This is a genomic window from Microbacterium sp. RU1D (genome assembly GCF_900156435.1).
Taxonomy (GTDB): domain Bacteria; phylum Actinomycetota; class Actinomycetes; order Actinomycetales; family Microbacteriaceae; genus Microbacterium.
On the sequence record NZ_FTPQ01000001.1, the window covers coordinates 1,257,738 to 1,280,857 of the forward strand.

Consider the following 23,120-nt stretch of genomic DNA (forward strand, 5'->3'; position numbering starts at 1 on the left):
CATGACATCGGTCAGGGGTGGGTGGCTGACGCGAGAGGCGCGCAGCGGATCGGCGGGAGACGAGCGAGGGCCGCGACCCGCGGGGAGGAAACCCCGGGTCGCGGCCCTCGACCGTGACGTCTCAGCGTCGTGTGCCCATGCCGCCTCCCATCCCACCCGTGGCGGCCTCGCCGGCGGTGACCGAGGTCGACGTGCCGTCGACGGTCACTGTGTAGGACTGGCCGTCGGTGATGGCCGACGACGAGAACACGACCGATCCGAAGGCCTTCGTCGCGGTGTATTCGGCGATGACGGTGCCGTCGGCATCCTGGATCTGCACCGTCGAACCCGCGGAACCCGAGGCGGTCGCGGCGAGCCACCCCTGGGCCGACGACTCCTCGGGGGACTCGGCCATGCCGGTGCTGCCGATCGCCACGAGGGTGCCGCCGGTCACGGTGATGCCGCCGTTCGAATCGAGCGCGCCGTTGTTCTGGGCGGTGGGGCCGAAGACGGTGACGTCGCCGCCGGTCATCTCGATCGAGCCGTTGGAGTCGAGGCCGTCGCCGTCGGCGTCGATGACCAGGGTGCCGTCCGAGATCGAGACGGTCTCGCCCGAGTCCTGCATGCCGCCGCCCATGCCGACGCCGGAGGTCGCGGTGCCCGACGCGTTCACGCCGTCGTCGGACGAGGTCACGCGCGTGACCCCGCCGGCGATGCGGATGTCGGCCGACTCGATGCCCTCGTACGACCGGCTGATCGTCACCTCGCCGCCGGAGATCGCCAGCGCCGTCTCGGAATGGATGCCGTCATCCTCGGTCGCCAGGGACAGGGTGCCGCCCGTGATCAGGGCGTCGGTCCACGCGTCGATGCCGTCGTCGGCCGCGGTGGCGTCGATGATGCCGCCGGCGATCCAGACGTAGCCCTGGGTGGCGTCCTCCTCCTGGTCGCTCTTGAGGGCGTCACCCCCGGCCGTGAGGGTGAGCGTTCCGTCCTCGACCATGAGGGAGTCCTTTCCGCGGAGCGCGTCGTCGGCGGCATCCACTGTGATCGTGCCGCCGATGATCGCGAGATCGTCGGTGGCCGAGATGCCGTCGTTGCCGGTGTCGGTGACGACGAGAGAGCCCGACCCGGAGATCGTCAGGTCGGCGTCGGCGTAGATCGCGGCGCTCGCGTCGGCGTCGGCGGAGCTCGCGGCGGTGACCGTGTTCGAGGAGCCCGCGGCGAGGTCGATCGCGACGTCGTCGGCCGTGACCACCTGGATCGCCGAACCGGTGACGTTCTCGATCTCGGCGCCGTCGAGCACGAGCACGACCTGCGCGTCGTCGGGCGCGGCCACGACCACCTGCCCGTCGAGCGCGCCCGTCAGGCGGTAGACGCCCGCGGCGGTGATGGTGACGATCGAGCCGTCGACGGTGACGCCCGCGGAATCGCTCGACGCGGTGGATCCGGCGAGGGTGACCGTCTCGGCATCGTCGATGCTCCACTCGTCGTCGCGCACCACGGTGCCGTCCGCGTTCGCAGCAAGCAGCTCGGCGGCCGCGGCGGGGATCGTGGAATCGACGTCGGCGATGGTCTCGGCGCTCGACTCGACGCGGGAGTCCGTGGTGGTCGAGGTCGTCGGGCCGGGTTGCGCGGTGACGGCGCACCCGGCGAGCACGAGGCCCGCGAGGGCCAGGGGGAGGGCGAGGGGGATCAGACGGCGGCGCATGGGCGGTCCTTTCGGGAGGTGCGGGCGGAAGCGAAGGGACCCGAGAGCACGCGGGTCCAGCGGTTGCGGGGAAGGTCGGAGCGCAGCGCGGCGAGGCCCGTGGCGTACTTGCTCACGCGCTGCGGGCGGTGGCCGGCGCGCCACAGGGCGCGGTCGAGGGCGCCGGCCGGGCCGGGCGACTTGGTCTCGACGATCGCGAAGCGCGGGAGCGTGAACCCCGGCCCGTCGGCGTCGATCCAGCGCAGGTCGAGGTCGAACGTCGCGCGGGAGGGCGTGTCGCCGGGCAGCAGCAGCGTCGTGCGCCGGTACAGCGTCTGCAGGCGCGCGTCGAGGTCGTCGGCACGTGACGGTGCCACCCCGATCGCCTCGAGGGCATCGGCGACCTCGTCGCGCGCGGCGGTGGTGAGCCGATCGGCGGCATCGAGGTCGTAGGCGTCGCGCTCCTTGCGGGTGAGGCCGCGCGCTCCGCGCGTCTTCATCTCGAGGTAGGCGGCGCCCGTGTCGACGTAGGTGCGGGTGCGCAGCTTGAAGCGGCGCCGTCGGCCGTGGGCGGCCAGCCGGAAGCTCAGCAGGTCGGGGGTGTCGAAGTACACCGACCGGTAGGCGAGTTCGCGCTCGCCGCCGATCTCGAGGGCGGCCGGCGCCCCGGCATCCTGCGAGAGGGCCTCGAGGAGGGATGCCGTGGCCTCGAGCGGGACGACGTATTTGCGGTCGACGCGGGTGAGGAGGGCGGCGTCCGTGGTGAGGGCGTCGAGCCCGATCGCCGGGAGGGCGGCGATGGCCGCACCGGCGCGGTCGCGGGCGGTCATCGCGTGCCCCCGATCAGGTCGGCGAAGCTCGAGTCGCCGTGTGCGCTCGGGGTCGTCTCGAGGCGGGATGCGAGACCCGTGTCGACCGCGCGAGGCGTCGAGCCCGGGCGCACCCGGTAGCGGACGTCGACAAGGGTGGTGTCGTCGACGAGGTCGAGCTGCTGCACGGTGAGCGCGGTGACCTCGCCGCCGAGGAGGCGCTCGAGCTCGACGCGCAGCTCGGCCTCGTCGGCGATCGCCCGGTCGAGGTGCACGGTCTGGTGGCGGGCGCGGGCGAGCAGGCGCGGGTGATCGGCGACGGCGAGGACGGCCACGATCAGACCGACCAGCAGCAGGGGCGTCGAGAGGTCGGTGTGCGGCAGGCCGCAGATGAGCCCGATCGCGAGGGCGGCGAAGTAGTACGCCACCTCGCGCTGGGTGATCTCGCTCGAGCGCAGACGGATGATCGACAGCACGCCGAACAGGCCGAGCCCGAGGCCCAGCGCCACCTCGGCGGTGCCGAGCACCGAGGCGACGGCCAGCACGCCGACGTTGACGCCGAGGAAGGCGACGACGAGGTCGCGACGCCGATGGCGCTGGAAATACACGGCGCTCAGCAGGACGGCGGCGACGAGGTCGGCCGCGGCGAGGATCAGGGCGGTGGCGGTCATGAGGAACTCCTTGTGGGGGTGAGGGGGGAGACGGATGCCGGGTGCCCGGCGCCGTCGGGCCGCGAGATCGGCGGGTCGCCGCGGTCCACGGCATCCGCATCCATATCCGGCCGGGGGAAGACGAGCGATCGCTGCACGCCGTAGCTGAGGATGAACAGCACGCCCTCCGTGACGACCTTTGCGGGGAGCAACGCCAGGCCGTTGTCGGTGAGGAACGACATCCAGGCGATGTTCGAGGCGAGCAGCGCCAGGGCCAGCACGCCGTACCGCACCGCCTGCCCGCGTATCGGCCCGCCCCGCGCGCGGAACACGACGCGGCGGTTCACCACGAAGTTCGCGGTCGCCGACAGCACGCGCGCCGCGATGATCGAGGGCACGAGCCACCCGGTCAGCGCCTGCAGTACCAGCAGCGCCACGGTGTCGACCGCGAACGCGACCAGCGACGACGCCGCGAACAGCAGCACCGGCAGCAGCACGCGCAGCGAGTCGCGCACGGGACGGAAATGGCTCGACGCGTTGTCGTCGAGATAGACGGTGTCGATGGGTACTTCGTGCGTCGCGACGAGATCGGGGGCGAGGCGCAGCAGCATCCGCTGCTCGTACTCGAAACCCTCTCCCGGGATGCGCAGCGCCCAGGCGATGCGGTCGGACGGGATGCCGCGCAGACCCGTCTGCGTATCGCTCAGCCGACGGCCGGTGGCGAGACGGAACAGACCGCGAGAGACCGCGTTGCCGAGGCGACTGCGCAGCGGGACCGCGCCGTCGAAGGCGCGCACTCCGAGCACGAGCGCGCTGCGCCCGGTGGCCGCATCCGTGCGAAGGGCATCGGCGATCCGGCACACGTCGGTCGGCGTGTGCTGACCGTCGGCGTCGGCGGTGACGACGTCGGCATCCGGGTCCCGGTTGCGGATGTGCGCGAGACCGGTCTTCAGGGCCGCTCCCTTGCCGCGGTTCGCGGTGTGGGTCAGCACGCGAGCGCCCGCGTCGCCGCTCGCTTCGAAGATCGGGGCGAAGACGGGGCCGCTGCCGTCGTCCACCACGACGACCTCGAGGTCGGGGTCGGCGCGTCGCAGCGCGGCGACCAGATCGGGCAGACGCGGTCCGGGTTCGAACGCCGGGATGAGCACGAACACCGCTCAGCCCGCCACGTAGAGGATGTCGCTGGTGCCGCGCTCGCCGCCGTTCGAGGGCGAGTTCACGACCCGACCGTTGAAGTACATCGTCGAGGAGCCGCCGCCGTCGAGGTTGTAGGCGGTGGTCGCGCCGAGCGAGAGCATGATGTCGGCCAGCTCCGGTAGCGTCACGCCCTCGCTGTAGCCCTCCTGGCGGCCGTCGACGACGACGAAGACGAGATGGTCATCGTCGATGACGCCGACCGCGGTGCGGGGCTGGTCGCCCTGGATGGAGTGGTTGCCGACGTTCGTGTCGACCTCGACGCTGTCGATGCCGTCGACGACCTGACCGCCCTCGACGATCGCGGGGCCGAAGCTCAGTGTGTTCCAGACCCCGGATGCCACGAGCTCGGCGGCCGAGGTCTGCGTCTCGTCGTACACCTCGACGCGGCCGTCGGCGTAGAACGCGAGACCCTCGCGCGCCCCCTCGTCGCGGTAGGCCACGCCGTTGCGGATCTCGATGCCGGTGGAGCGGAAGCCGTAGTAGTCGCCGTTGATCGCGAACACCGCACCGTTGGCCGCGGCGATCTCGCTCGTGGTCTGCGTGATGTTCTCGCCGAACTGGTTGTTCGCGAAGGCCGAGCGCAGGGCGGTGGCATCGCTCAGGATGACGTCGGCGACGTAGTACGTGACCGTGTTCGAACCCGTGCCCGTCGTCATGGTCGCGAGCGTCACCGACGTGGAACCGTCGTCGAAGGTGGAGTCGGTGACGACCGGGGCGGTCGCGGACGTATCGCCGGCGGTCGTTCCGGTACTCGTCGAGACGCTCGAGTGCTCGGCCTCATAGGCCGCGACGTCGGTCACCTCGACGTGGGGGATGAGGAAGCGATCGGCTGCCCACCACGCCGCGCCGCCCGCGCCGAGGACGGCGGCGAGTCCGGCGGTGAGGAACGTGCGCCGGGCCACCCGGCGGGCGGGCGGGGCGGTGGTCGCGCCGGCGTCGGTCGCGCCGGTGCCGGTCGCGCCGGCGTCGGTCGCGCCGGTGTCGGTCGCCGTGCCGATCGGGTCGGTGTCGGGGGAGCGGTCTGCGGGGTGCATGGCTCAAGGAAAGGCGCGGCGCCCTCACCGCGCCTGGGGCTGCCCCTATCCGCCGCCAAGAACAGTTATGCAAGGTCTGTGAGTAATCCTTCGGAAGCCCGATAGGTTCGCAGCACCTACCGAAGGAGTCCGCCGTGACCGACCACCTCGCCACCCCGTCCACCGCGCGTCAGTGGCTGAAGGCGTTCTACAGCGCCCTTGCCGCCGCCATCGGCTACATCATCGCCGAGCTGATCATGCAGCACGACACCTCGTTCATCCTGTTCGGGGCGCTCGCCATCCTGGCCGTGCTCACCCCGATCGTCTACGCGATCAACCGCCGGAGCGGCGGGCCGCGGTCGACGCGCTGACCGCGCCACCGGCCGATGGGGGCCGCCCGCACCCGTGACGAATGTCACGGCCGTACAGTGGCCGGGGTGAGCACCCCCACCGCCGCCTACACCCGAGACGTGCGCGTCACGTGGTGGTACACCGCGTCGTCGATCCTGTTCCTGCACGTCTTCGCGGCGCTCATCTGGACGTTCGCGGTGTTCGTCGGCGGCACCCCGGCAGCCCTCGCGCTGAACCTGGCCGGGGTCGCCGGGTCGACGGCCTCCGCAGTGCTGCTTCTCGTGCGCTACCGCCGCGAGCCGCTCGACGACACCGACGACACCGTGCGCCGGCCCGTCTGGCCGCTCCTCGCGCTCGGGGTCGCGGCGGCGGTCGCGATGGCCGTATCGGCCGGGTCGGTGCTGCTCGGCGTCGGCCTCGTCGCGCAGACGCTGTGCCTGGTCCGATGGCACGGTGGGGTGCGCCTGCGGCTCGCGGTGCTGTCGATCGTGGTGATCGTCGTGGTGTGGTTCATCGAGGCCACCCGTGTCAACCCGCAAGGCTACATCGCGGTGTTCACGCTGCCGTTCTTCGTCGCCCTGCTCCCGGTGCTCACGGCGACGTCGCTGTGGTGGTGGGACATCGTGCGCGAGCTCGACCGCGCCCGTCGCGCCGAGGGGCGACTCGCCGCCGCGCAGGAACGCCTGCGCCTCGCGGGCGACCTGCACGACCTGCAGGGCCACCACCTGCAGGTCATCGCGCTGCAGCTCGAGCTCGCCGAGAAGATGATGCCGCGCGACCCCGACGCCGCCGTCGAGCAGGTGCGCGCGGCCCGCGCCAGCGTCGACGACGCCCGCCGGGGCACGCGCGACCTCGCCGCGCGCTTCCGCGGGGTGCCGCTGCCCGACGAGCTCGCCAACGCCGCCGACCTGCTGCGCGCCGCCGGTCTGACCGTCGAGCTGCTCGTCGACACCGCCGCCGACCGCGCCCCCGCCGACGTGCTCGGTCCCGTCGTGCGCGAGTCCACCACCAACGTGCTCAAGCACGGCGGCGGGGTCTCGGCATCCCTCTCCCTCGCCCGTCACGAGGGGGCATGGGTGCTCGTCGTCGAGAACGACGCTCGCGCGTCGACCTCGACGGTGGGCGACGGGGCCGGCCTGTCCGGGATCGCCGAGCGCGTGGGAGCCATCGGCGGATCGATGGATGCCACCCGCCTCGACGACCGTTTCCGTCTCACCGTCCGGGTGCCCGAGGAGGTCTCCGCATGATCCGCGTGCTCATCGCCGACGACGAGGACATGATCCGTACCGCGCTCGCCGCCCTCCTGCGCCTGGAGGACGACCTCGACGTCGTCGCCGAGTGCCGGGACGGGGAGACCGCGCTCGCCGAGGCCGAACGCCTGCGCCCCGACGTCTGCCTGCTCGACCTCGAGATGCCCGGGCTCGACGGCGTCGACACGGCCGCACGCATCCGCCGCCGCGTGCCCTCGCGGTGCGTCATCGTCACGCGGCACGCGCGACCCGGCGTCCTGCGCCGCGCGCTGGGGGCCGGTGTCGACGGCTTCCTCCCGAAGTCGCGACCGGCGGATGACGTGGCCGCGGTCATCCGCGAGGTGGCGGCGGGCCGCCGCTACGTCGACCCCGAGATCGCGGCCGACGCGCTCAGCGACGAGCGCAGCCCCCTCACCGATCGGGAGCTCGACGTGCTGCGCGCCGGTGCCCGTGGCGAGACCGTCGCCGAGATCGCGGCCGTGCTGCACCTGTCACCCGGGACGGTGCGCAATCACGTCTCGTCGGTGCTCGGCAAGCTCGGGCTCGCGAGCCGTCAGCAGGCGACGATCCACGCGCGCGAGCGGGGGTGGGTCTGAAGGATGCCGCGAGGGTCGGCGTCCACAAGGGGCCGCGACTCACGCGGCGGGAGCGGGCCTGCTGAACAGATTGACGACGTTGCCGTCGGGGTCGCGGACCAGCGCGGACCGATTGCCCCACGGCATCGTGGTCGGTTCGAGGACGACATCGTCGCCGGTCGGCGCGAGGGCGGCGAACGCGGCGCCGACATCGGCGACCTCGAACTCGACGATGACGGAACGGTTCGCCGCGGGGGTGAGGGCGCCGCCGAGCATCGCGACCGTTTCCGCGCTCGCGATCGCGAGATTCGCGCCGGAGCCGCTGAATTGCGCGAAGACGGGGGAGGGGCGTTCGGCCGGCCGACCGATGACCCGTTCGTAGAAGGCGACGAGACCGTCGACGTCGTCGGTGACGATACGGATGGAGGCGAATGACATGGGAATCCTTCGGGGGAGTCGATGGGATGACAGCACCACCCTCGCCGACCGTGGCGACACCGTCCTGTCGGTGTTTGCGGAATTCGCGTCGCGGATCAATCGTCGATGACGGATCGCAGACGCCCGTACGAGATCTCGAGGTCGGCAGCACGGAGAGCGCGGCGCGGCGGCCGCTCATCCGTCAGGTCGAGCGACAGCATCCGGTCGCCCCGGAACGCCCGGACCCCGTCGCGCCGCCGGCACCACGCGATGAGGTACCAGTGCCCGTCCTTGGCGACCGACCCCAGAGGTTCGACGTCGCGTGTCGACTCGGCGCCGCTCGCATCCCGATAGCGGAGGCGCACCACCCGGTCCGAGCGGAGGGCAGCGGCGAACGCCGCGGTGACGTCGGCGTCGTCCTCGCCCTCGAGGACATGTACCCGCGACGCGAGCGCACGGGCTCGTGCCGCCTCGTCGTCCGGCATGATGGCGAGCACCTTCCGAGCGGCGGTGCGGGCGGAATGACGGAACGGACTGCGTCCCAGCGCACCGAGCCCGATGAGCACCGCGAGGGCCTCATCGAGGGTGAAGCCGGCCGGGCCCAGCGTCGCGGACGCATCGATGACGTACCCCCCGGTCCGGCCCGGCTCCGCCCAGATCGGCAGCCCCGCCCGCTGGAGCGCCGCGAGGTCCCTCTCGATGGTCCGCACCGACACCTCGAACCGTTCCGCGAGACGCCGAGCGCTCCGCGGCCGCGGCGAGACCGCCCGGAGCTCCTCCACCAAGCCGTAGAGACGATCGGTTCGGTTCACTGACCCATCATCCGCCGATCCGGAGGTGTCGCTCGCGTCGAGATGACCGCCTGGGCCGCGCTCCTTCTCGACCGCGGGCCGTCTCCGCTCAGGGGGCGAGCACCTCCTCCAGCACCCGTGCCGCGAATGCCCTCTCGCCGGGGGTGTTGTTCGTCAGCATGATCAGACCTTTCCACAGCGTCCACCCCGCTCCGCGCGCCCACGTCGCATCGTCGACGTCGAGCACACGGCGAAACGCTCGTCGCGCGGCGCCGCGGAACTGCGTCCAGTGGATGACGGTGTCGCACGCGGGGTCGCCGACCGCGGCGCACCCGAAGTCGATCACGGCGGAGAGGACGAGCTGATCGTCGACGAGGAGGTTCGCGATGGCGACGTCGCCGTGCACCCACACCGGAGGCCCGCAGAACTCGGCGGCCAGGGCGTCCCGCCATAGGCCGACCGCCCGGTCCCTCGCGGACGGATCGAGCAACGCGAGACGACGACTCACCTGTTCATCCCACTGCGAGACGGGATCCCCGCGGAACGCGCTGTGCTGCCCTGGGGTGGGTCCCCCTGCGGTGTCGATGCGCTGCAGCGCGAAGAGGAAGGAGCCGAGGTCCTCCGCGAGGATCACGTCGTCGCGGACGCGCTCGGCATCCGGCCGTTCCCCGTCGATCCACTCGTAGACCGACCACGGCGCAGGGAACAGCGCCGAGGCTCGACCGACACCGGCGACGGTCGGAATGGGCAACGGCAGAGACGGGGCCAAACGGGGCAGGATCGCCTGCTCTTTCGTCACCTGCGGCACGTAGTCGAGGTCCGCGGGAAGACGCGCGATCAGGCCGTCCCCGACGCGGAAGGTGCGGTGGTCGTTGCCCGGAAAAGCGATCGCGACGACGGGAAGCTCCGCCCAGGCGGGCATCTGCTCGCGCAGGAGCGCCCCGACGAGGGCTGCGTCGATGGCGTCCCGGGCGGGGAACGGACGACGTGGCGGATGCATGCGTCGAACCTCTCACAGACCGTTCCGTCGGGCACGGCATCCGGCATCCCTCCATTCGACGGGGCAGGCGTCGAGGCCTTTCACCCCCGTCGGGTAGGGTGGACGATTGGCGCAGATCTCTTGATATCGAGAGAGTTTCGCCTCCTCCCACCACCGATCGCCCAGCGAAGGATTGTCCGTGGATCTCTACGAGTACCAGGCACGTGATCTGTTCGAAAAGTACGAGGTGCCGGTGCTCGCCGGCATCATCGCCGACACCCCTGAGGAGGCGAAGGCGGCTGCTGAGAAGCTCGGCGGTGTCGTCGTCGTCAAGGCCCAGGTCAAGACCGGAGGCCGCGGCAAGGCCGGCGGTGTGAAGGTCGCGAAGAACCCCGACGAGGCGTTCGAGGCGGCCCAGGCCATCCTCGGCCTCGACATCAAGGGTCACGTCGTCAAGCGCGTGATGGTCGCCGCCGGTGCTCGCATCGCCAAGGAGTTCTACTTCTCGGTGCTGCTCGATCGCGCCAACCGCTCCTACCTCTCGCTCTCCAGCGTCGAGGGCGGCATGGAGATCGAGGAGCTCGCCGTCGAGCGTCCCGAGGCCCTCGCCCGCGTCGAGGTCGACCCGCTCGAGGGCATCACCCCCGAGAAGGCCCTCGAGATCGCCAAGGCCGCGAAGTTCGACGACGAGCTGGCCCCCAAGGTGGCCGACGTCTTCGTCAAGCTCTTCAACGTCTACAAGGGCGAGGACGCCACCCTCGTCGAGGTGAACCCCCTCATCCAGAGCGAGGACGGCGACATCATCGCCCTCGACGGCAAGGTCTCGCTCGACGAGAACGCCGGCTTCCGCCACCCCGAGCACGAAGAGCTCGAAGACAAGGATGCCGCCGACCCCCTCGAGGCCAAGGCCAAGCAGCACGACCTCAACTACGTCAAGCTCGACGGCCAGGTCGGCATCATCGGCAACGGCGCGGGTCTGGTCATGTCCACCCTCGACGTCGTCGCCTACGCCGGTGAGAAGCACGGCGGCGTCAAGCCCGCCAACTTCCTCGACATCGGTGGCGGCGCCTCGGCGACCGTCATGGCCGCCGGTCTCGACGTCATCCTCGGCGACGAGCAGGTCAAGAGCGTCTTCGTCAACGTCTTCGGCGGCATCACCTCGTGCGTCGCCGTGGCCGAGGGCATCGTGAAGGCCCTCGAGATCCTCGGTGACACCGCGACCAAGCCGCTCGTCGTCCGCCTCGACGGCAACCAGGTCGAAGAGGGTCGCGAGATCCTCGCCGCCGCCAACCACCCGCTCGTCACCCTCGCCGCCGGTATGGACGAGGGCGCCGACAAGGCCGCCGAACTGGCCAACGCGTAAGGGATAGGGACAGAAACATGTCGATCTACCTCAACAAGGACTCCAAGGTCATCGTCCAGGGCATCACCGGTGGTGAGGGCACCAAGCACACCGCCCTCATGCTCAAGGCCGGCACCCAGGTCGTCGGTGGCGTGAACGCCCGCAAGGCCGGCACCACCGTCTCGCACAAGGATGCCGACGGCAACGACGTCGAGCTCCCCGTCTTCGCCTCGGTCGAAGAGGCCATCCGCGAGACCGGCGCCGACGTGTCGATCGCGTTCGTGCCCCCGGCCTTCACGAAGGACGCGATGGTCGAGGCCATCGACGCCGAGATCCCCCTCCTCGTCGTGATCACCGAGGGCGTGCCCGTCGGCGACACAGCGGAGGCGTGGGCGTACGCGAAGTCGAAGGGCGAGAAGACCCGCATCATCGGCCCGAACTGCCCTGGCATCATCACCCCCGGCGAGGCGCTCGTGGGCATCACCCCCGCGAACATCACCGGCAAGGGACCCATCGGCCTCGTGTCGAAGTCGGGCACCCTGACCTACCAGATGATGTTCGAGCTGCGCGACCTCGGCTTCTCGACCGCCATCGGCATCGGCGGCGACCCGGTCATCGGCACCACGCACATCGACGCCCTCGCGGCCTTCGAGGCCGACCCCGAGACCAAGGCCATCGTGATGATCGGCGAGATCGGTGGAGACGCCGAAGAGCGCGCCGCCGCGTTCATCGCCGAGAACGTCACGAAGCCGGTCGTCGGCTACGTCGCCGGCTTCACCGCCCCCGAGGGCAAGACCATGGGCCACGCCGGCGCCATCGTCTCCGGCTCCGCCGGTACCGCCCAGGCGAAGAAGGAGGCCCTCGAGGCCGCCGGCGTCAAGGTCGGCAAGACGCCGTCCGAGACCGCGTCGCTGATGCGCGAGATCATCGAAGCGCTCTGACGTTTCGTTTCTGAGGGCCCGGATGCCATGGCATCCGGGCCCTTTCGCGTTGCCCGGGCCGGGCTGGGCGTCCGTCGGCTGCCGGCGCCGCGCCCGGCGCCCCGCGCTACGACGTCGGAGACCGCAGGCGATTGCCGAGCACGCACGGGATGGGCGTCAAGCGGGTGCGGTCTCGGCGAGCGGATGCGGTCTCGGTGCCGTCTGCGCCGTCTGGTGCCCCCGCGCCGCCCGCGGCAGCAGAGACGCAAGGGGGGCCCGGATGCCATGGCATCCGGGCCCCCCTTGTGAGCAACGCTCAGCCGAGCAACGCCTCCACCGGACCGCGGGCGAAGAAGATCACGAAGCCGGCGGCGACGATCCACAGCAGGGGGCTCACGCGGCGGGCGCGGCCGGACAGCGCCTGGATCAGCACCCAGCTGACGAAGCCCGCGCCGATGCCGTTCGCGATCGAGTAGGTCAGCGGCATCACGGTGACGGTGAGGAACACCGGGATGAGGACCGACATGTCGCTGAGGTCGACGTGACGGATCTGCGCCATCATCAGCGCGCCGACGATGACGAGGGCCGCGGCGGCGATCTCGGTGGGCACGATGCTCGTCAGCGGAGTGAAGAACATCGCGAGCAGGAACAGTCCGCCGGTGACGACGTTCGCCAGTCCCGTGCGGGCTCCCTCGCCGATGCCGGAGCCCGACTCGATGAAGACGGTGTTCGACGACGATGAGGTCGCGCCCCCGGCCACGGCGCCGATGCCCTCGATCACCAGCGCGGAGCGCAGGCGCGGGAAGGTGCCGTCGGGGGCGGCGAGCCCGGCTTCGCGCGAAAGGCCGGTCATCGTGCCCATCGCGTCGAAGAAGTTCGTGAAGACGAGCGTGAACACGAGCATGAGGGCGGCGAGGATGCCGATGCGGCCGAAGGATCCGGCGAGGTCGACCTGGCCGACGAGCGAGAGGTCGGGCAGGCTCACCCACTGCGAGGGCAGCGTCGGCACGCTGAGGCCCCAGCCGCCGGGGTTGCCGTCGGCCTTGGCGCCGAGGCCCATCACGGCCTCCACGATGACGGCGATCACGGTGCCCGAGAGCAGACCGATCAGCAGCGCCGCCTTGACCTTGCGTACGAGCAGCACGGCGGTGATGACGAGGGTGAGCACGAAGAGGGCGGTGGGGATCGTCGCGATCGAGCCGCCCACGCCGAGACCGACCGGGGGAGAGCTGAGCCCGGTCGAGGTGACCAGACCGCTGTCGACGAAGCCGATGAAGGCGATGAACAGGCCGATGCCGACGGTGATCGCGGTCTTGAGCGCGAGGGGCACCGCCTCGAAGATCATGCGGCGCAGGCCCGTGACGGCGAGCAGCACGATGATGAGGCCGTTGATGACGACCAGCCCCATCGCCTCGGGCCAGGTGACCTCGCCGACGATGCCGACGGCGAGGAACGAGTTGATGCCCAGGCCCGCGGCGAAGGCGAACGGCAGGCGCGTCACCAGGCCGAACAGCATGGTCATCACGCCCGCGGTGAGGGCGGTGACGGCTGCGACCTGCGGGAACCCGAGTGCGTTGCCCGAGACGTCGGGGGTACCCGACAGGATGATCGGATTCAGGATGACGATGTACGCCATCGTCACGAAGGTGACGACGCCGCCGCGCACCTCGGCGCTCACGGTCGAGCCGCGGGCGGTGATCTCGAAGAACCTGTCGAGGCGGTTCTTCGGTGCGGGGGCGGCCGTGGTCTCGGGAGCGGAAGCGCTCATGAAGGCTCCAGGAAACGGGAGGGAAACAGGGGAGGGTGAGGACCGGAGGGGAAGACGCCGACGTATCGTGGGAGACATGTCGCTCTCAGGAGAGTATCTGCCCAGCACCAGCGAGTGGGCCCGCCAGCAGGCCGAGACGTTCGAGGCCTCGGGAGGCCAGGAGTCCGCCGAACTGCGGGGCGTACCCATCATCGTCCTCACCACCGTCGGCGCCAAAACGGGGGGCCTGCGCAAGACCGCCCTCATGCGCGTCGAGCACGACGGGAAGTACGCGGTCGTGGCATCCAAGGGTGGCGCTCCGGAGCACCCGGCGTGGTTCTACAACCTCGTGAAGAACCCTCGCGTCGCCCTGCAGGACGGCGACGTGAAGAAGGAATACGACGCGCACCAGGCCGAGGGGGCCGAGCGCGAGGAGTGGTGGGGCTACGCGACCGAGGTCTGGCCCGACTACGACGAGTACCAGAAGAAGACCGAGCGGCGCATCGAGCTGTTCGTGCTGGAGCCGGTGGACTGACACCTTGCGCGCAGGGTGCCCGCGTGACATCGAGTGTCCAAGACACCCCGACGTTCTGAAATGCGCTCGGGTGTCTTGAATACTCGGGCGTCGTTCCCGTGCGCTCGGGGCGCCCTGCGGGGTACCGACGCAACGCTGAGTGTCCACGAAACCCGGACGTTCCCACACATCGTCCGCGTGTTTTGGACACTCGATGAAAGCCCGGTACGGGTGGGGGCGGATGCCGTGACCCAAACCTCACACCGCCCTCGCCGCCGCGTGAGGGAAACGTTCGCCGGGGGTAACGCCGCGGCGCGGGCGGGGGAAACCTCGGCTGCCTAGCGTCGGGGCATGGCCCGCTCGAACCCCGCAACCGGAACGAAACACGCCGCTGACCGCCGCGCAAAGTCCGCCGCATACGGTGACGACGTGCTCCACCCCGCGTCATCCGGCTCCGTCGTCGTCGTCGGCGCGGGCATGGTGGCCCACCGCTTCGTCGAGAGCCTCACCAGCCGCGACACCGACGGCCGCTGGTCCATCACGGTGCTCGGCGACGAGACCCGTAGCCCGTACGACCGGGTCGGTCTGACCGGGATCTTCGGCGGCAAGACGCCGGAAGACCTCGCCCTCGACCCCGCCGTGCTCGACCACGAGCGGGTGTCTGTGCGCACCGACGCGCGAGTGGTCAAGATCGACCGCGCGGCCCGCACCGTCACCACCGCCGCCGGTTCCACCTACGACTACGACCGCCTCGTTCTCGCCACCGGCTCCTACGCTGCGCGCCTCGCCCTCGACGGATTCGACCACAGGGGCTGCTTCGTCTACCGCACGCTCGACGACGTCGCCGGCATGCGCGCGTGGGTCGCGAAGCGCTCGGCGCAGCTCGGTCGCCCCCTGCGCGGCGCGGTCGTCGGCGGCGGGTTGCTGGGCCTCGAGGCCGCCGGTGCCCTCCAGGCCGAGGGCGTCTCGCCGTTCGTGCTCCAGTCCAACGAGCGACTCATGTCCGCGCAGCTCGACCTCGGCGGGGCGAAGGCACTGCAGCGGCTCATCGAGGCGCGCGGCATCGAGGTGCGCACGAGCTCGGTCACGACCCGGGTGGATGCCGACACCTCCGGCGCCGTCTGCGGGCTCGAGCTGCGCGACGGCACGTGGGAGGCCGTCGACATCGTCGTGTTCACCGTCGGCGTCCGACCCCGCGACGAGCTCGCGCGCACCGCGGACCTCGCCGTCGACCCGCGCGGCGGCGTCGTCATCGACAAGGGCTGCGACACGTCCGACCCCGCGATCCTCGCGATCGGCGAGGTCGCGAGCTTCGGCGGCCAGTGCATCGGCCTCGTCGCCCCCGGCTACGCGATGGCCGAGGTCGCGGCGACCCGCCTGCTCGGCGGAGAGGCTGTGTTCGACGGCTTCGACACCTCCGCGAAGCTCAAGCTCTCGGGCGTCGAGGTCGCGAGCTTCGGCGACGCGTTCGCCGAAACCCCGAACGCCCTCGACGTCACCTACGCCGACCCGGTGTCGGGCGTCTACAAGAAGCTCGTGCTCAGCGACGACGCGCAGACGCTGCTCGGCGGCATCCTGGTCGGCGACGCCTCGGCCTACACCTCGCTCCGCCCCCTCGTCGGCCGGGCGCTCGGGGGAGACCCGGCCGCGTACCTCATGCCGTCCGACCTCGCCCCCGCCCCGCAGGGCGACCTCCCCGACGACGCGATCGTCTGCTCGTGCAACGGCGTCACGGCCGGCACCGTCCGCGGCGCGGTGACCGAGCACGACTGCGCGGATGCCGCCGAGGTGAAGGCGTGCACAAAGGCCGGGGCGGCGTGCGGCTCGTGCTTCACGCTGGTGAAGAAGCTGGTCGCGACCGAGCTGGCGGCATCCGGGAAAGACGTGTCGAACGGACTGTGCGAGCACTTCTCGTTCACTCGCGCGCAGCTCTTCGACGCCGTGCGGGTGTCGGGTCTGAAGACCTTCACCGCGATCGTCGAGCGCTTCGGCATCGGCCGCGGCTGCGACATCTGCAAGCCGGCGCTCGCGAGCATCCTCGCGAGCCTGTACTCCGAGCACGTGCTCGCCGGCGAGCTGGCGACGATGCAGGACACGAACGACCACGTCATGGCGAACATCCAGCGCGACGGCAGCTACAGCGTCGTTCCGCGCATCCCGGGCGGGGAGATCACGCCCGAGGGGCTGGTCGTCATCGGCGAGGTGGCGCGCGACTTCGGGCTCTACACGAAGATCACGGGCGGTCAGCGCATCGACTTGTTCGGCGCGCGCCTCGACCAGCTGCCCGACATCTGGAAGCGCCTCGTCGACGCCGGATTCGAGTCGGGGCACGCCTACGGCAAGTCGCTGCGCACGGTGAAGTCGTGCGTGGGGTCGACGTGGTGCCGCTACGGGGTGCAGGACTCGGTCGGCATGGCCGTGCAGCTCGAGCTGCGGTACCGCGGTCTCCGCTCGCCGCACAAGCTCAAGTTCGGCGTCTCGGGCTGCGCGCGCGAGTGCGCCGAGGCCCGCGGCAAGGACATCGGGGTGATCGCGACCGAGGCCGGCTGGAACCTCTACGTCGGCGGCAACGGCGGCTTCACCCCGCGCCACGCGGTGCTGTTCGCCGAGGGCCTCGATGACGCGGGCCTGCTGCGGGCCATCGACCGCTTCCTCATGTTCTACATCCGCACCGCTGACAGGCTGCAGCGCACCGCGCCCTGGGCCGCGGAATACGAGGGCGGGCTCGAGGCGCTCAGGGGCGTCGTCTTCGACGACACGCTCGGCATCGCCGACGACCTCGACCGGGCGATGGCATCCCACATCGACGCGTACGAGGACGAATGGGCCGCGACCCTCGCCGACCCGGAGAAGCTGCGGCGCTTCGAGAGCTTCGTCAACGCCCCCGAGACGCCCGACCCCTCGCTGGCCTACGTCGCCGAGCGCGGCCAGGCCCGCCCCGCCACCGCGCAGGAGCGGTCGTCGGGCGAAGTCTTCATCGGCGGCACGACCCTGGCGGTGCGCTCATGACGATCCTGGAGACCGTGACGATGGATGCCGAGACTCCCGCCGCGACGACCGGCCGCGCGCCCGCAGTGCCCGTGGCAGCGGGGGAGGCGCCGGGAGGCTGGACCCGCGTCTGCCGCGTCGACGACCTGCTGGTCGAGCGCGGGGCCGCCGCCCTCGTCGACGGCCGGCAGATCGCGCTGTTCCGCACGTTCGACGGGCGCCTGTACGCGACCGACCAGATCGACCCGTTCAGCGGCGCGGCCGTGCTCTCCCGAGGAATCGTCGGCGACCGCGGGGGCGTGCCCACCGTGGCCTCCCCGATGTACAAGCAGGTGTTCGACCTGCGCACCGGCGCGTGCCTCGACACGCAGGGCAAGGAGCCGCTGACGGTCGCCGTGCACCCGGTGGCCGTGGCCGAGGGCGACGTGTTCGTGAAGCTCGTGACCGCAGAAGGAGACCCCCGATGATCGCTCTCGCCGGACTCGACCTCACCGACCGGCTCGTCGTGTGCGTGGGCGCCGGCGCGGTCGCCGAAAAGCGCATCGCGCGCCTACGGGCCGCCGGCGCCCGGGTGCGCCTGGTCGCCCCCGTCGCCACCGACGGCCTCGCCGCTCTCGCCGCGGCGGGCGACATCGAGTGGCACGCCCGAGACTTCGCCGCCGCCGACCTCGACGACGCCTGGTTCTGCCACACGGCCACCGGGTCGGCATCCGTCGATGCCGACGTCGTCGCCGCGGCCGAGGCCCGCCGCGTGTGGTGCGTCAACGCGGGCCACGGGGGCAAGGGCAGCGCGCGCCTTGCGGCCGAGACCACGAGCGGCGACGTCATGGTCGGGGTCGTCTCCACCGTCGGCGCCGACCCCCGCCGCAGCGTCGCCGTGCGCGATGCGATCGCCCAGCGCCTCGCCGAAGGCGCCCTTCCGCTCCGCCGCCGACGCCGCCCGCTTGTGGGGAGTGTGGCGCTCGTCGGCGGCGGCCCCGGTCCGATCGACCTGCTCACCGTGCGCGCGCGTGCGCTGCTGGCCGAAGCCGACGTCGTCGTGCACGACCGGCTCGGGCCCACGGGGGTGCTCGCCGAGCTCGGCGACGACGTCGAGCTCATCGACGTCGGCAAGCGCCCGCAGCACCACCCCGTGCCGCAGCACGAGATCAACGCCCTGATCGTCGAGCGGGCCGCGCGCGGCCTGCGTGTCGTTCGGCTCAAGGGCGGCGACCCGTTCGTCTACGGCCGCGGCGGCGAAGAGGTCGTGGCGTGCCGCGAAGCCGGCATCCCGGTCGAGGTCGTGCCGGGCATCTCGAGCGCGATCGCCGTGCCGTCGGCGGCCGGGATCCCCGTGACGCATCGTGGCGTGGCCGGTACCCTTCACCTCGTGAACGGTCAGGAGACGCCCGGCGAGGCCACGCTCGCCGCCCTGCGCGACGACACCGCCACCGTCGTCGCGCTGATGGGGGTGAGCGCCCTGCCGCGGTTCGTTGCGGCTGCCCGTGCCGCGGGGGCTCCCGACGACCGCCCCGTCGCCTTCGTCGAGAACGGCCACACGCCCGCGCAGCGGACGATTCGTACCACCCTCGGAACCGCGATCCAGGATGCCGAGACCTACCGCCTCGCCAACCCCGCGGTGCTCGTGTTCGGGGAAGTCGCCCGGGCCGACCTGCTGCTGCCCGTCGCGGTGGCGCACGGGGAGGGCATCGGGTGACGACGCCCGCGCGGACGATCAGCACGGTGCTGCAGGGCTGCACCGTGCTGCTTCCGGTCGACCGCCGGTCGGGGGAGCTGTCGGCCGCGCTCGAACGGCACGGGGCGCGCGTGCGCGTCGCGCCGGCGCTCACCATCGTGCCGCACGTCGACGACGAGCACCTCATCGCCCAGACGCGGCGGCTCGTCACCGACCCGCCTGACGTGGTCGTCGCCACCACCGGCGTGGGGTTCCGCGGATGGATGGAGACGGCCGACGAAGCGGGGCTGCACGACGAGCTCAGCGTCGTCATGGACCGTGCGCGCATCGTCGCCCGCGGTCCCAAGGCGCGCGGAGCGATTCAGCAGGCGGGGTTCGACGCCGACTGGGTCGCCGAGAGCGAGACCTCGGCGGAACTGCGCGACTTCCTTGTCGCCGAGGGCGTGCAGGGGCTGCACGTCGCCGTGCAGCACCACGGCTCGGGGGCCGACGGCCTGGACGAGGCGTTCGAGGCCGCCGGCGCACGCGTCACGAGCCTGACCATCTACCGGTGGGGGCCACCGCCCGATCCCGAGGTCGTCGCCGCCTCCACCCGTCAGGTCGCGCGCGGGGAGATCGATGCCGTGCTGTTCACGTCGGCGCCCGCGGCGCGCGAGTGGATCCTGGCCGCCGACCGCGCCGAGGCTCTCGAGGGCGTCGCCGCCCGCGCGGCCGACGGTCGCGTGCTCGTCGCCGCCGTCGGCCCGATCACCGCGGGTCCCCTGCGCGACGTCGGCATCGAGCCGCTCGTGCCCGACCGCGGGCGCCTCGGCGCTCTCGTGCGCGCCGTCGTGACGCACTACGGCGGTCCCGGCGCGGACGTGTTGCGCACGAGCGTCGGGCGGCTCGGCATCCGGTCGACGGGGATCGTGCTGGACGGTGTCTTCACCGCTCTGCCGCGTACGGGTGTCGAGATCCTGCGGGCACTCGCCCGCAACCCCGGGGCGGTCGTCTCGCGCGCCGACCTGATCGCCGCGCTGCCGAACGCCGAGGCGAGCGGGCACGCGGTCGAGGTCGCCGTCGCGCGCACCCGCGAGGCGCTCGGGGGCATCGATCTCATCCGCACGGTCTACAAGCGCGGATACCGGCTCGACATCATCGATGAGGAGGACGCGTGACCGCTGTGCTCATCGCCTGCGCCCACGGATCGAGGTTCGAGGAGGGGCGCGTCGTCGTGCGCGAGCTGCTCGCCGTGCTGCGAGCCACCGCCCCCGCGGGCGTCGAGGTGCACGAGGCCTACGTCGACGTGCACGGCCCCTTCGTCACCGATGTCGTCGCCGCCGCGCGCGAGCGCACCGACGACATCGTCATCGTGCCGCTGCTGCTGTCGACCGGGTACCACACCGAGGTCGACCTCGTGGAGGCCGCCGGCGGCCTGCCGGTGGCTCCCGCTCTGGGGCCGCACCCCGTGCTGGCCCAGATCCTCGTCGACAGGGTCCGCGCGACCGGGGCCGCGGAGGGCGACACGGTCGTCCTCGCCGCCGCGGGGTCGACGCGCCCCGGCGCGGTCGTCGACGTCGAGCGGATGGCGGAGCTGATGACGGATGCCGGGATCACCGGTCCCGTCGTCACGGCGTACGCCGCAGCATCCGAGCCCCGGATCCCGGATGCCGTGCACGCGGCGCGCGCGGAGGGCAGGCGCACGGTGGCCGCGAGCTACGTGCTGGCGCCCGGGCACTTCTCGCGCGTGATCGAGAAGGCGGAGGCCGACCTGACCTCGGCGCCGATCGGCGCGGACCCGCGCCTGGCGACGGTCGTCTGGGAGCGGTGGGCTGCCGCGCGCGGCGCGGTGCGCGCGTCCGGGGTGGCGGAGGCCGCCGTGCGCGACGCCCCGGAGGTGGCTGAGCCTGTCAGAGCCTCCGGTGGTACGGCGGGTGCGGACCCTTCGACGGGCTCAGGATCCTCGGCGGGCTCGCCGCGCGGCCTGCTCGCGCGGATGCGCAACCTCTTCTCGCGCGCTCGCCGCCGCGCCTGAGCGGCGCTCCGAGACGGCGCGGGTAGGGTCGCTCTCGCCCATGCATCGCCTCCTCGTCGCCCTCCTGGCCGCCCTCGACGCCGTCCTGGCCGCCGCGGGCGGTATCGCCGTCGTGCTCGCCCCGCTCACGCTGCTGTGGGTCTTCGGCCTGGGCGCCCCGGACTGGGGCGCGTTGTGGCCGGCCTCAGCCGCGGTGTGGCACCTCGGCCACCTCGTGCCCGTCACGGTGACCCTGCCCGACGCGTACCTCGCCGCCACTGGGATCGACCCGTCGTTCGCGACCTTCACCCTCTCTCTCGCCCCCCTGGCGTTCGCGGCCTTCACCGCCCTCTTCGCCGCCCGTTCCGGCGTCCGCGCGGGCGAGGCCGGCGCCGCCCTCACCGGATGGGTGTCGGGCTCACTGGTGTTCGCCGCCCTCGCGAGCGTCGTCGCGCTCACCTCGAACGCCGACCTCGTGGCATCCGAGACGTGGCTGTCGATCCTGCTGCCGGCGATGCTGTTCCTCGTCCCGTCGTTCATCGGCGCGGTCATCGGCGCCTGGCGCGTGGGCGACGACGGCCCCGTCGACGCCGTCAGGGGATGGATCGAACGGATGCCGACGGCGTGGGCGCCCGTGCCCGGACTCGTGCTGCGCGGACTCGCCCTCACCACGCTGGGCCTGGTCGCCGTGGGCGGCGTCGTCGTGGTCGCCGGTCTCATCGCGCGCTCCACGCAGGTCATCGGGCTCTTCCAGGCCAGCAACGCCGACGGCATCGGCGCGACCGTCATCGCGCTCGGGCAGCTCGTGTACCTCCCCACGCTCGTGCTGTGGGCCGTCGCCTTCACGGCGGGCCCGGGATTCGCACTCGGAACCGACACCGCCGTGACCCCGGCTGCGACGCAGGTCGGCGCCCTGCCCGGCATCCCGGTGCTCGGGGCCGTGCCCGACTCGACGTCGTCGTGGCTTCTTCTGCTCGTGCTGCTCCCGGTGGCCGTGGGGGCGCTGGCCGGATGGATCCTCCGCTCGCGCATGCCAGCGACCGTCGACCCCGAGCCGATGGCGCCGCGGCTGGTCGTGGCTTTCTCCGTCGCTGTCCTCACCGGCGGCGTCGGCGCGCTCGCCGCTCTCGCCTCCCGCGGAGCGATCGGGCCGGGTCGCCTCTCCGACACGGGTCCGCAGCCGGGCCCCCTCGCCCTCGCACTCGGGATCGAGGTGCTCGTGGGCCTCGCGATCCTGCTGCTCAGCCCGCGCTTCGGCGCCGCCGCCGACGAGGTCGACGACATCGGCGTCGCCCATGACCGGCGCGACGAGGTCCCCGCCTTCTCGTTCCCCTCGCGCGAACGGATGCCGTTCGACCACGACGAGCACGCGACGGGCCCCACCCCCGCCCTGTCTGCCCCGGGCACGGGAATCGCGCATGACGTGTGGCCGAGCGCCTACCGCGGTCCCGACGACGCCGACCCGTCCGCGGCCGGCGACGACGAGGTGCGGGCGCGCATCCGCGCCGCGTGGGCCGATCCCGACGGCGACGGACGCCGGCGCTGAGCCGACCCGTGACCATGAGGTGCGGCCGGCACTCCCCGGGCTCTCGCCCGCGCTCGGCGCGCTCCGGCGCACCTGCGTAGACTGACCTCCGTGCTCACGGTCGCCGTCCTCATCTCCGGCACCGGCTCCAACCTCCGCGCCCTGCTCGAGGCGGCCTCCGCTCCCGACTTCCCGGCGCGCGTGGTCGCGGTCGGTGCCGATCGCGAGGCCGAGGGCTTCGCGCACGCCGAGCACTTCGGCACCCCCACCTTCCTCGTCCCGTTCCGCACCTTCGCGTCGCGCGAGGAATGGGGCGCGGAACTCGGGGCCCAGCTCGCCGTCTGGAACCCCGACCTCGTCGTGCTCAGCGGCATGATGCGTCTGCTGCCGGCGGACCTCGTCGCGGCGTGGGAACCGCGCATCATCAACACCCACCCCGCCTACCTGCCCGAATTCCCGGGCGCGCACGGCGTGCGCGACGCGCTCGCCGCCGGCGTCGAGCAGACGGGGGCGAGCGTCATCGTCGTCGACTCCGGCGTCGACACCGGCCCGATCCTCGCCCAGGAGCGCATCCCCGTGCTGCCCGGCGACGACGAGGACTCCCTGCACGAGCGCATCAAGCCCGTCGAACGCCGACTGCTGATCGACGTGGTGCGCCGCATCGCCGAGGGCGAGCTCGACCTCGCCGTCGCGGCATCCCGAACCGCCTGACCCGCGT

22 protein-coding genes are annotated in these 23,120 nt (G+C 72.0%); 13 read left to right on the forward strand and 9 right to left on the reverse strand.

Annotation, left to right across the window (positions count from 1 at the left end):
* Positions 1–121: 121 nt before the first annotated feature.
* From B0B15_RS05785 to B0B15_RS05805, 5 genes are read right to left on the reverse strand one after another with little or no spacing between them, the layout of a single operon-like run.
* The gene (locus B0B15_RS05785) at positions 122–1,687 is read right to left on the reverse strand and encodes a carbohydrate-binding domain-containing protein (protein ID WP_076674017.1); all 1,566 of its coding nucleotides are present in this window, start codon (positions 1,685–1,687) and stop codon (positions 122–124) included.
* Positions 1,672–2,496 carry a polyphosphate polymerase domain-containing protein gene (locus B0B15_RS05790; RefSeq protein WP_076674019.1) on the reverse strand — a complete coding sequence of 275 codons (825 nt, stop codon included), beginning with the start codon at positions 2,494–2,496 and terminating at the stop codon, positions 1,672–1,674. The genes B0B15_RS05785 and B0B15_RS05790 overlap by 16 nt, the downstream gene beginning before the upstream one ends.
* A complete protein-coding gene (locus B0B15_RS05795; RefSeq protein WP_076674021.1) occupies positions 2,493–3,146 on the reverse strand; it encodes a DUF4956 domain-containing protein in 654 nt (217 codons plus the stop codon). Before B0B15_RS05795 ends, B0B15_RS05790 begins: the two co-directional genes overlap by 4 nt.
* Entirely contained in the window at positions 3,143–4,279 is a 1,137-nt protein-coding gene (locus tag B0B15_RS05800) for a bifunctional glycosyltransferase family 2/GtrA family protein (protein ID WP_076674023.1), read from the reverse strand. The genes B0B15_RS05795 and B0B15_RS05800 overlap by 4 nt, the downstream gene beginning before the upstream one ends.
* Before the next feature lie 3 nt (positions 4,280–4,282).
* A complete protein-coding gene (locus B0B15_RS05805; protein WP_083708881.1) occupies positions 4,283–5,356 on the reverse strand; it encodes a phosphodiester glycosidase family protein in 1,074 nt (357 codons plus the stop codon).
* A gap of 134 nt (positions 5,357–5,490) precedes the next feature.
* On the opposite strand from B0B15_RS05805, the gene B0B15_RS05810 reads away from it, so the two are divergent.
* The 3 genes from B0B15_RS05810 (at position 5,491) to B0B15_RS05820 (ending at position 7,532) form a co-directional block, all read left to right on the forward strand.
* Positions 5,491–5,706: a hypothetical protein gene (locus tag B0B15_RS05810; protein ID WP_076674025.1), complete on the forward strand. Its 216-nt coding sequence runs from the start codon at positions 5,491–5,493 to the stop codon at positions 5,704–5,706.
* A 66-nt stretch (positions 5,707–5,772) separates the two neighbouring features.
* A complete protein-coding gene (locus tag B0B15_RS05815; RefSeq protein ID WP_256334193.1) occupies positions 5,773–6,933 on the forward strand; it encodes a sensor histidine kinase in 1,161 nt (386 codons plus the stop codon).
* Positions 6,930–7,532, forward strand: a complete 603-nt coding sequence (locus B0B15_RS05820; RefSeq protein WP_076674029.1) for a response regulator transcription factor — start codon at positions 6,930–6,932, stop codon at positions 7,530–7,532. Before B0B15_RS05815 ends, B0B15_RS05820 begins: the two co-directional genes overlap by 4 nt.
* 39 nt (positions 7,533–7,571) lie before the next feature.
* On the opposite strand, the gene B0B15_RS05825 is transcribed toward B0B15_RS05820, so the two are convergent.
* The 3 genes from B0B15_RS05825 to B0B15_RS05835 all read right to left on the reverse strand — a co-directional run bounded on the left by B0B15_RS05825 (position 7,572) and on the right by B0B15_RS05835 (position 9,719).
* On the reverse strand, positions 7,572–7,949 hold the full coding sequence (locus B0B15_RS05825) for a VOC family protein (protein ID WP_076674031.1): 378 nt from the start codon (positions 7,947–7,949) through the stop codon (positions 7,572–7,574).
* Positions 7,950–8,044: 95 nt separating this feature from the next.
* Positions 8,045–8,740 carry a helix-turn-helix transcriptional regulator gene (locus B0B15_RS05830; protein ID WP_076674033.1) on the reverse strand — a complete coding sequence of 232 codons (696 nt, stop codon included), beginning with the start codon at positions 8,738–8,740 and terminating at the stop codon, positions 8,045–8,047.
* An 88-nt stretch (positions 8,741–8,828) separates the two neighbouring features.
* On the reverse strand, positions 8,829–9,719 hold the full coding sequence (locus tag B0B15_RS05835; protein ID WP_076674035.1) for an aminoglycoside phosphotransferase family protein: 891 nt from the start codon (positions 9,717–9,719) through the stop codon (positions 8,829–8,831).
* A gap of 178 nt (positions 9,720–9,897) precedes the next feature.
* Between B0B15_RS05835 and sucC the strand changes: the two genes are divergently transcribed.
* Both sucC and sucD read left to right on the forward strand, forming a co-directional pair.
* Positions 9,898–11,061 (forward strand): ADP-forming succinate--CoA ligase subunit beta, encoded by a 1,164-nt coding sequence (gene sucC, locus B0B15_RS05840; protein WP_076674037.1) that lies wholly within the window; start codon positions 9,898–9,900, stop codon positions 11,059–11,061.
* 17 nt (positions 11,062–11,078) lie between these two features.
* Positions 11,079–11,981 carry a succinate--CoA ligase subunit alpha gene (sucD, locus tag B0B15_RS05845; RefSeq protein ID WP_076674039.1) on the forward strand — a complete coding sequence of 301 codons (903 nt, stop codon included), beginning with the start codon at positions 11,079–11,081 and terminating at the stop codon, positions 11,979–11,981.
* 295 nt (positions 11,982–12,276) lie between these two features.
* Here the strand turns inward: sucD and B0B15_RS05850 are convergent, their stop codons facing one another.
* Complete coding sequence (locus B0B15_RS05850; protein WP_076674040.1) at positions 12,277–13,728, reverse strand: NCS2 family permease; 1,452 nt, start codon at positions 13,726–13,728, stop codon at positions 12,277–12,279.
* Between the two features lie 76 nt (positions 13,729–13,804).
* Here B0B15_RS05850 and B0B15_RS05855 point away from each other — a divergent pair, with 76 nt between their 5' ends.
* The 8 genes from B0B15_RS05855 to purN all read left to right on the forward strand — a co-directional run bounded on the left by B0B15_RS05855 (position 13,805) and on the right by purN (position 23,113).
* The gene (locus tag B0B15_RS05855) at positions 13,805–14,242 is read left to right on the forward strand and encodes a nitroreductase family deazaflavin-dependent oxidoreductase (protein WP_076674042.1); all 438 of its coding nucleotides are present in this window, start codon (positions 13,805–13,807) and stop codon (positions 14,240–14,242) included.
* A 456-nt stretch (positions 14,243–14,698) separates the two neighbouring features.
* Positions 14,699–17,230, forward strand: a complete 2,532-nt coding sequence (gene nirB / locus B0B15_RS05860) for a nitrite reductase large subunit NirB (protein WP_371113247.1) — start codon at positions 14,699–14,701, stop codon at positions 17,228–17,230.
* Entirely contained in the window at positions 17,227–17,676 is a 450-nt protein-coding gene (nirD, locus tag B0B15_RS05865) for a nitrite reductase small subunit NirD (protein WP_083708883.1), read from the forward strand. The genes nirB and nirD overlap by 4 nt, the downstream gene beginning before the upstream one ends.
* Positions 17,673–18,905 (forward strand): uroporphyrinogen-III C-methyltransferase, encoded by a 1,233-nt coding sequence (gene cobA / locus B0B15_RS05870; RefSeq protein WP_076674046.1) that lies wholly within the window; start codon positions 17,673–17,675, stop codon positions 18,903–18,905. The genes nirD and cobA overlap by 4 nt, the downstream gene beginning before the upstream one ends.
* Positions 18,902–20,041 (forward strand): uroporphyrinogen-III synthase, encoded by a 1,140-nt coding sequence (locus B0B15_RS05875; protein ID WP_076674048.1) that lies wholly within the window; start codon positions 18,902–18,904, stop codon positions 20,039–20,041. Before cobA ends, B0B15_RS05875 begins: the two co-directional genes overlap by 4 nt.
* Positions 20,038–20,898: a sirohydrochlorin chelatase gene (locus B0B15_RS05880; protein ID WP_076674050.1), complete on the forward strand. Its 861-nt coding sequence runs from the start codon at positions 20,038–20,040 to the stop codon at positions 20,896–20,898. The genes B0B15_RS05875 and B0B15_RS05880 overlap by 4 nt, the downstream gene beginning before the upstream one ends.
* 40 nt (positions 20,899–20,938) lie before the next feature.
* On the forward strand, positions 20,939–22,423 hold the full coding sequence (locus B0B15_RS05885) for a cell division protein PerM (protein ID WP_076674052.1): 1,485 nt from the start codon (positions 20,939–20,941) through the stop codon (positions 22,421–22,423).
* Between the two features lie 90 nt (positions 22,424–22,513).
* Positions 22,514–23,113 carry a phosphoribosylglycinamide formyltransferase gene (purN, locus tag B0B15_RS05890; RefSeq protein ID WP_076674054.1) on the forward strand — a complete coding sequence of 200 codons (600 nt, stop codon included), beginning with the start codon at positions 22,514–22,516 and terminating at the stop codon, positions 23,111–23,113.
* Positions 23,114–23,120 lie beyond the last annotated feature (7 nt).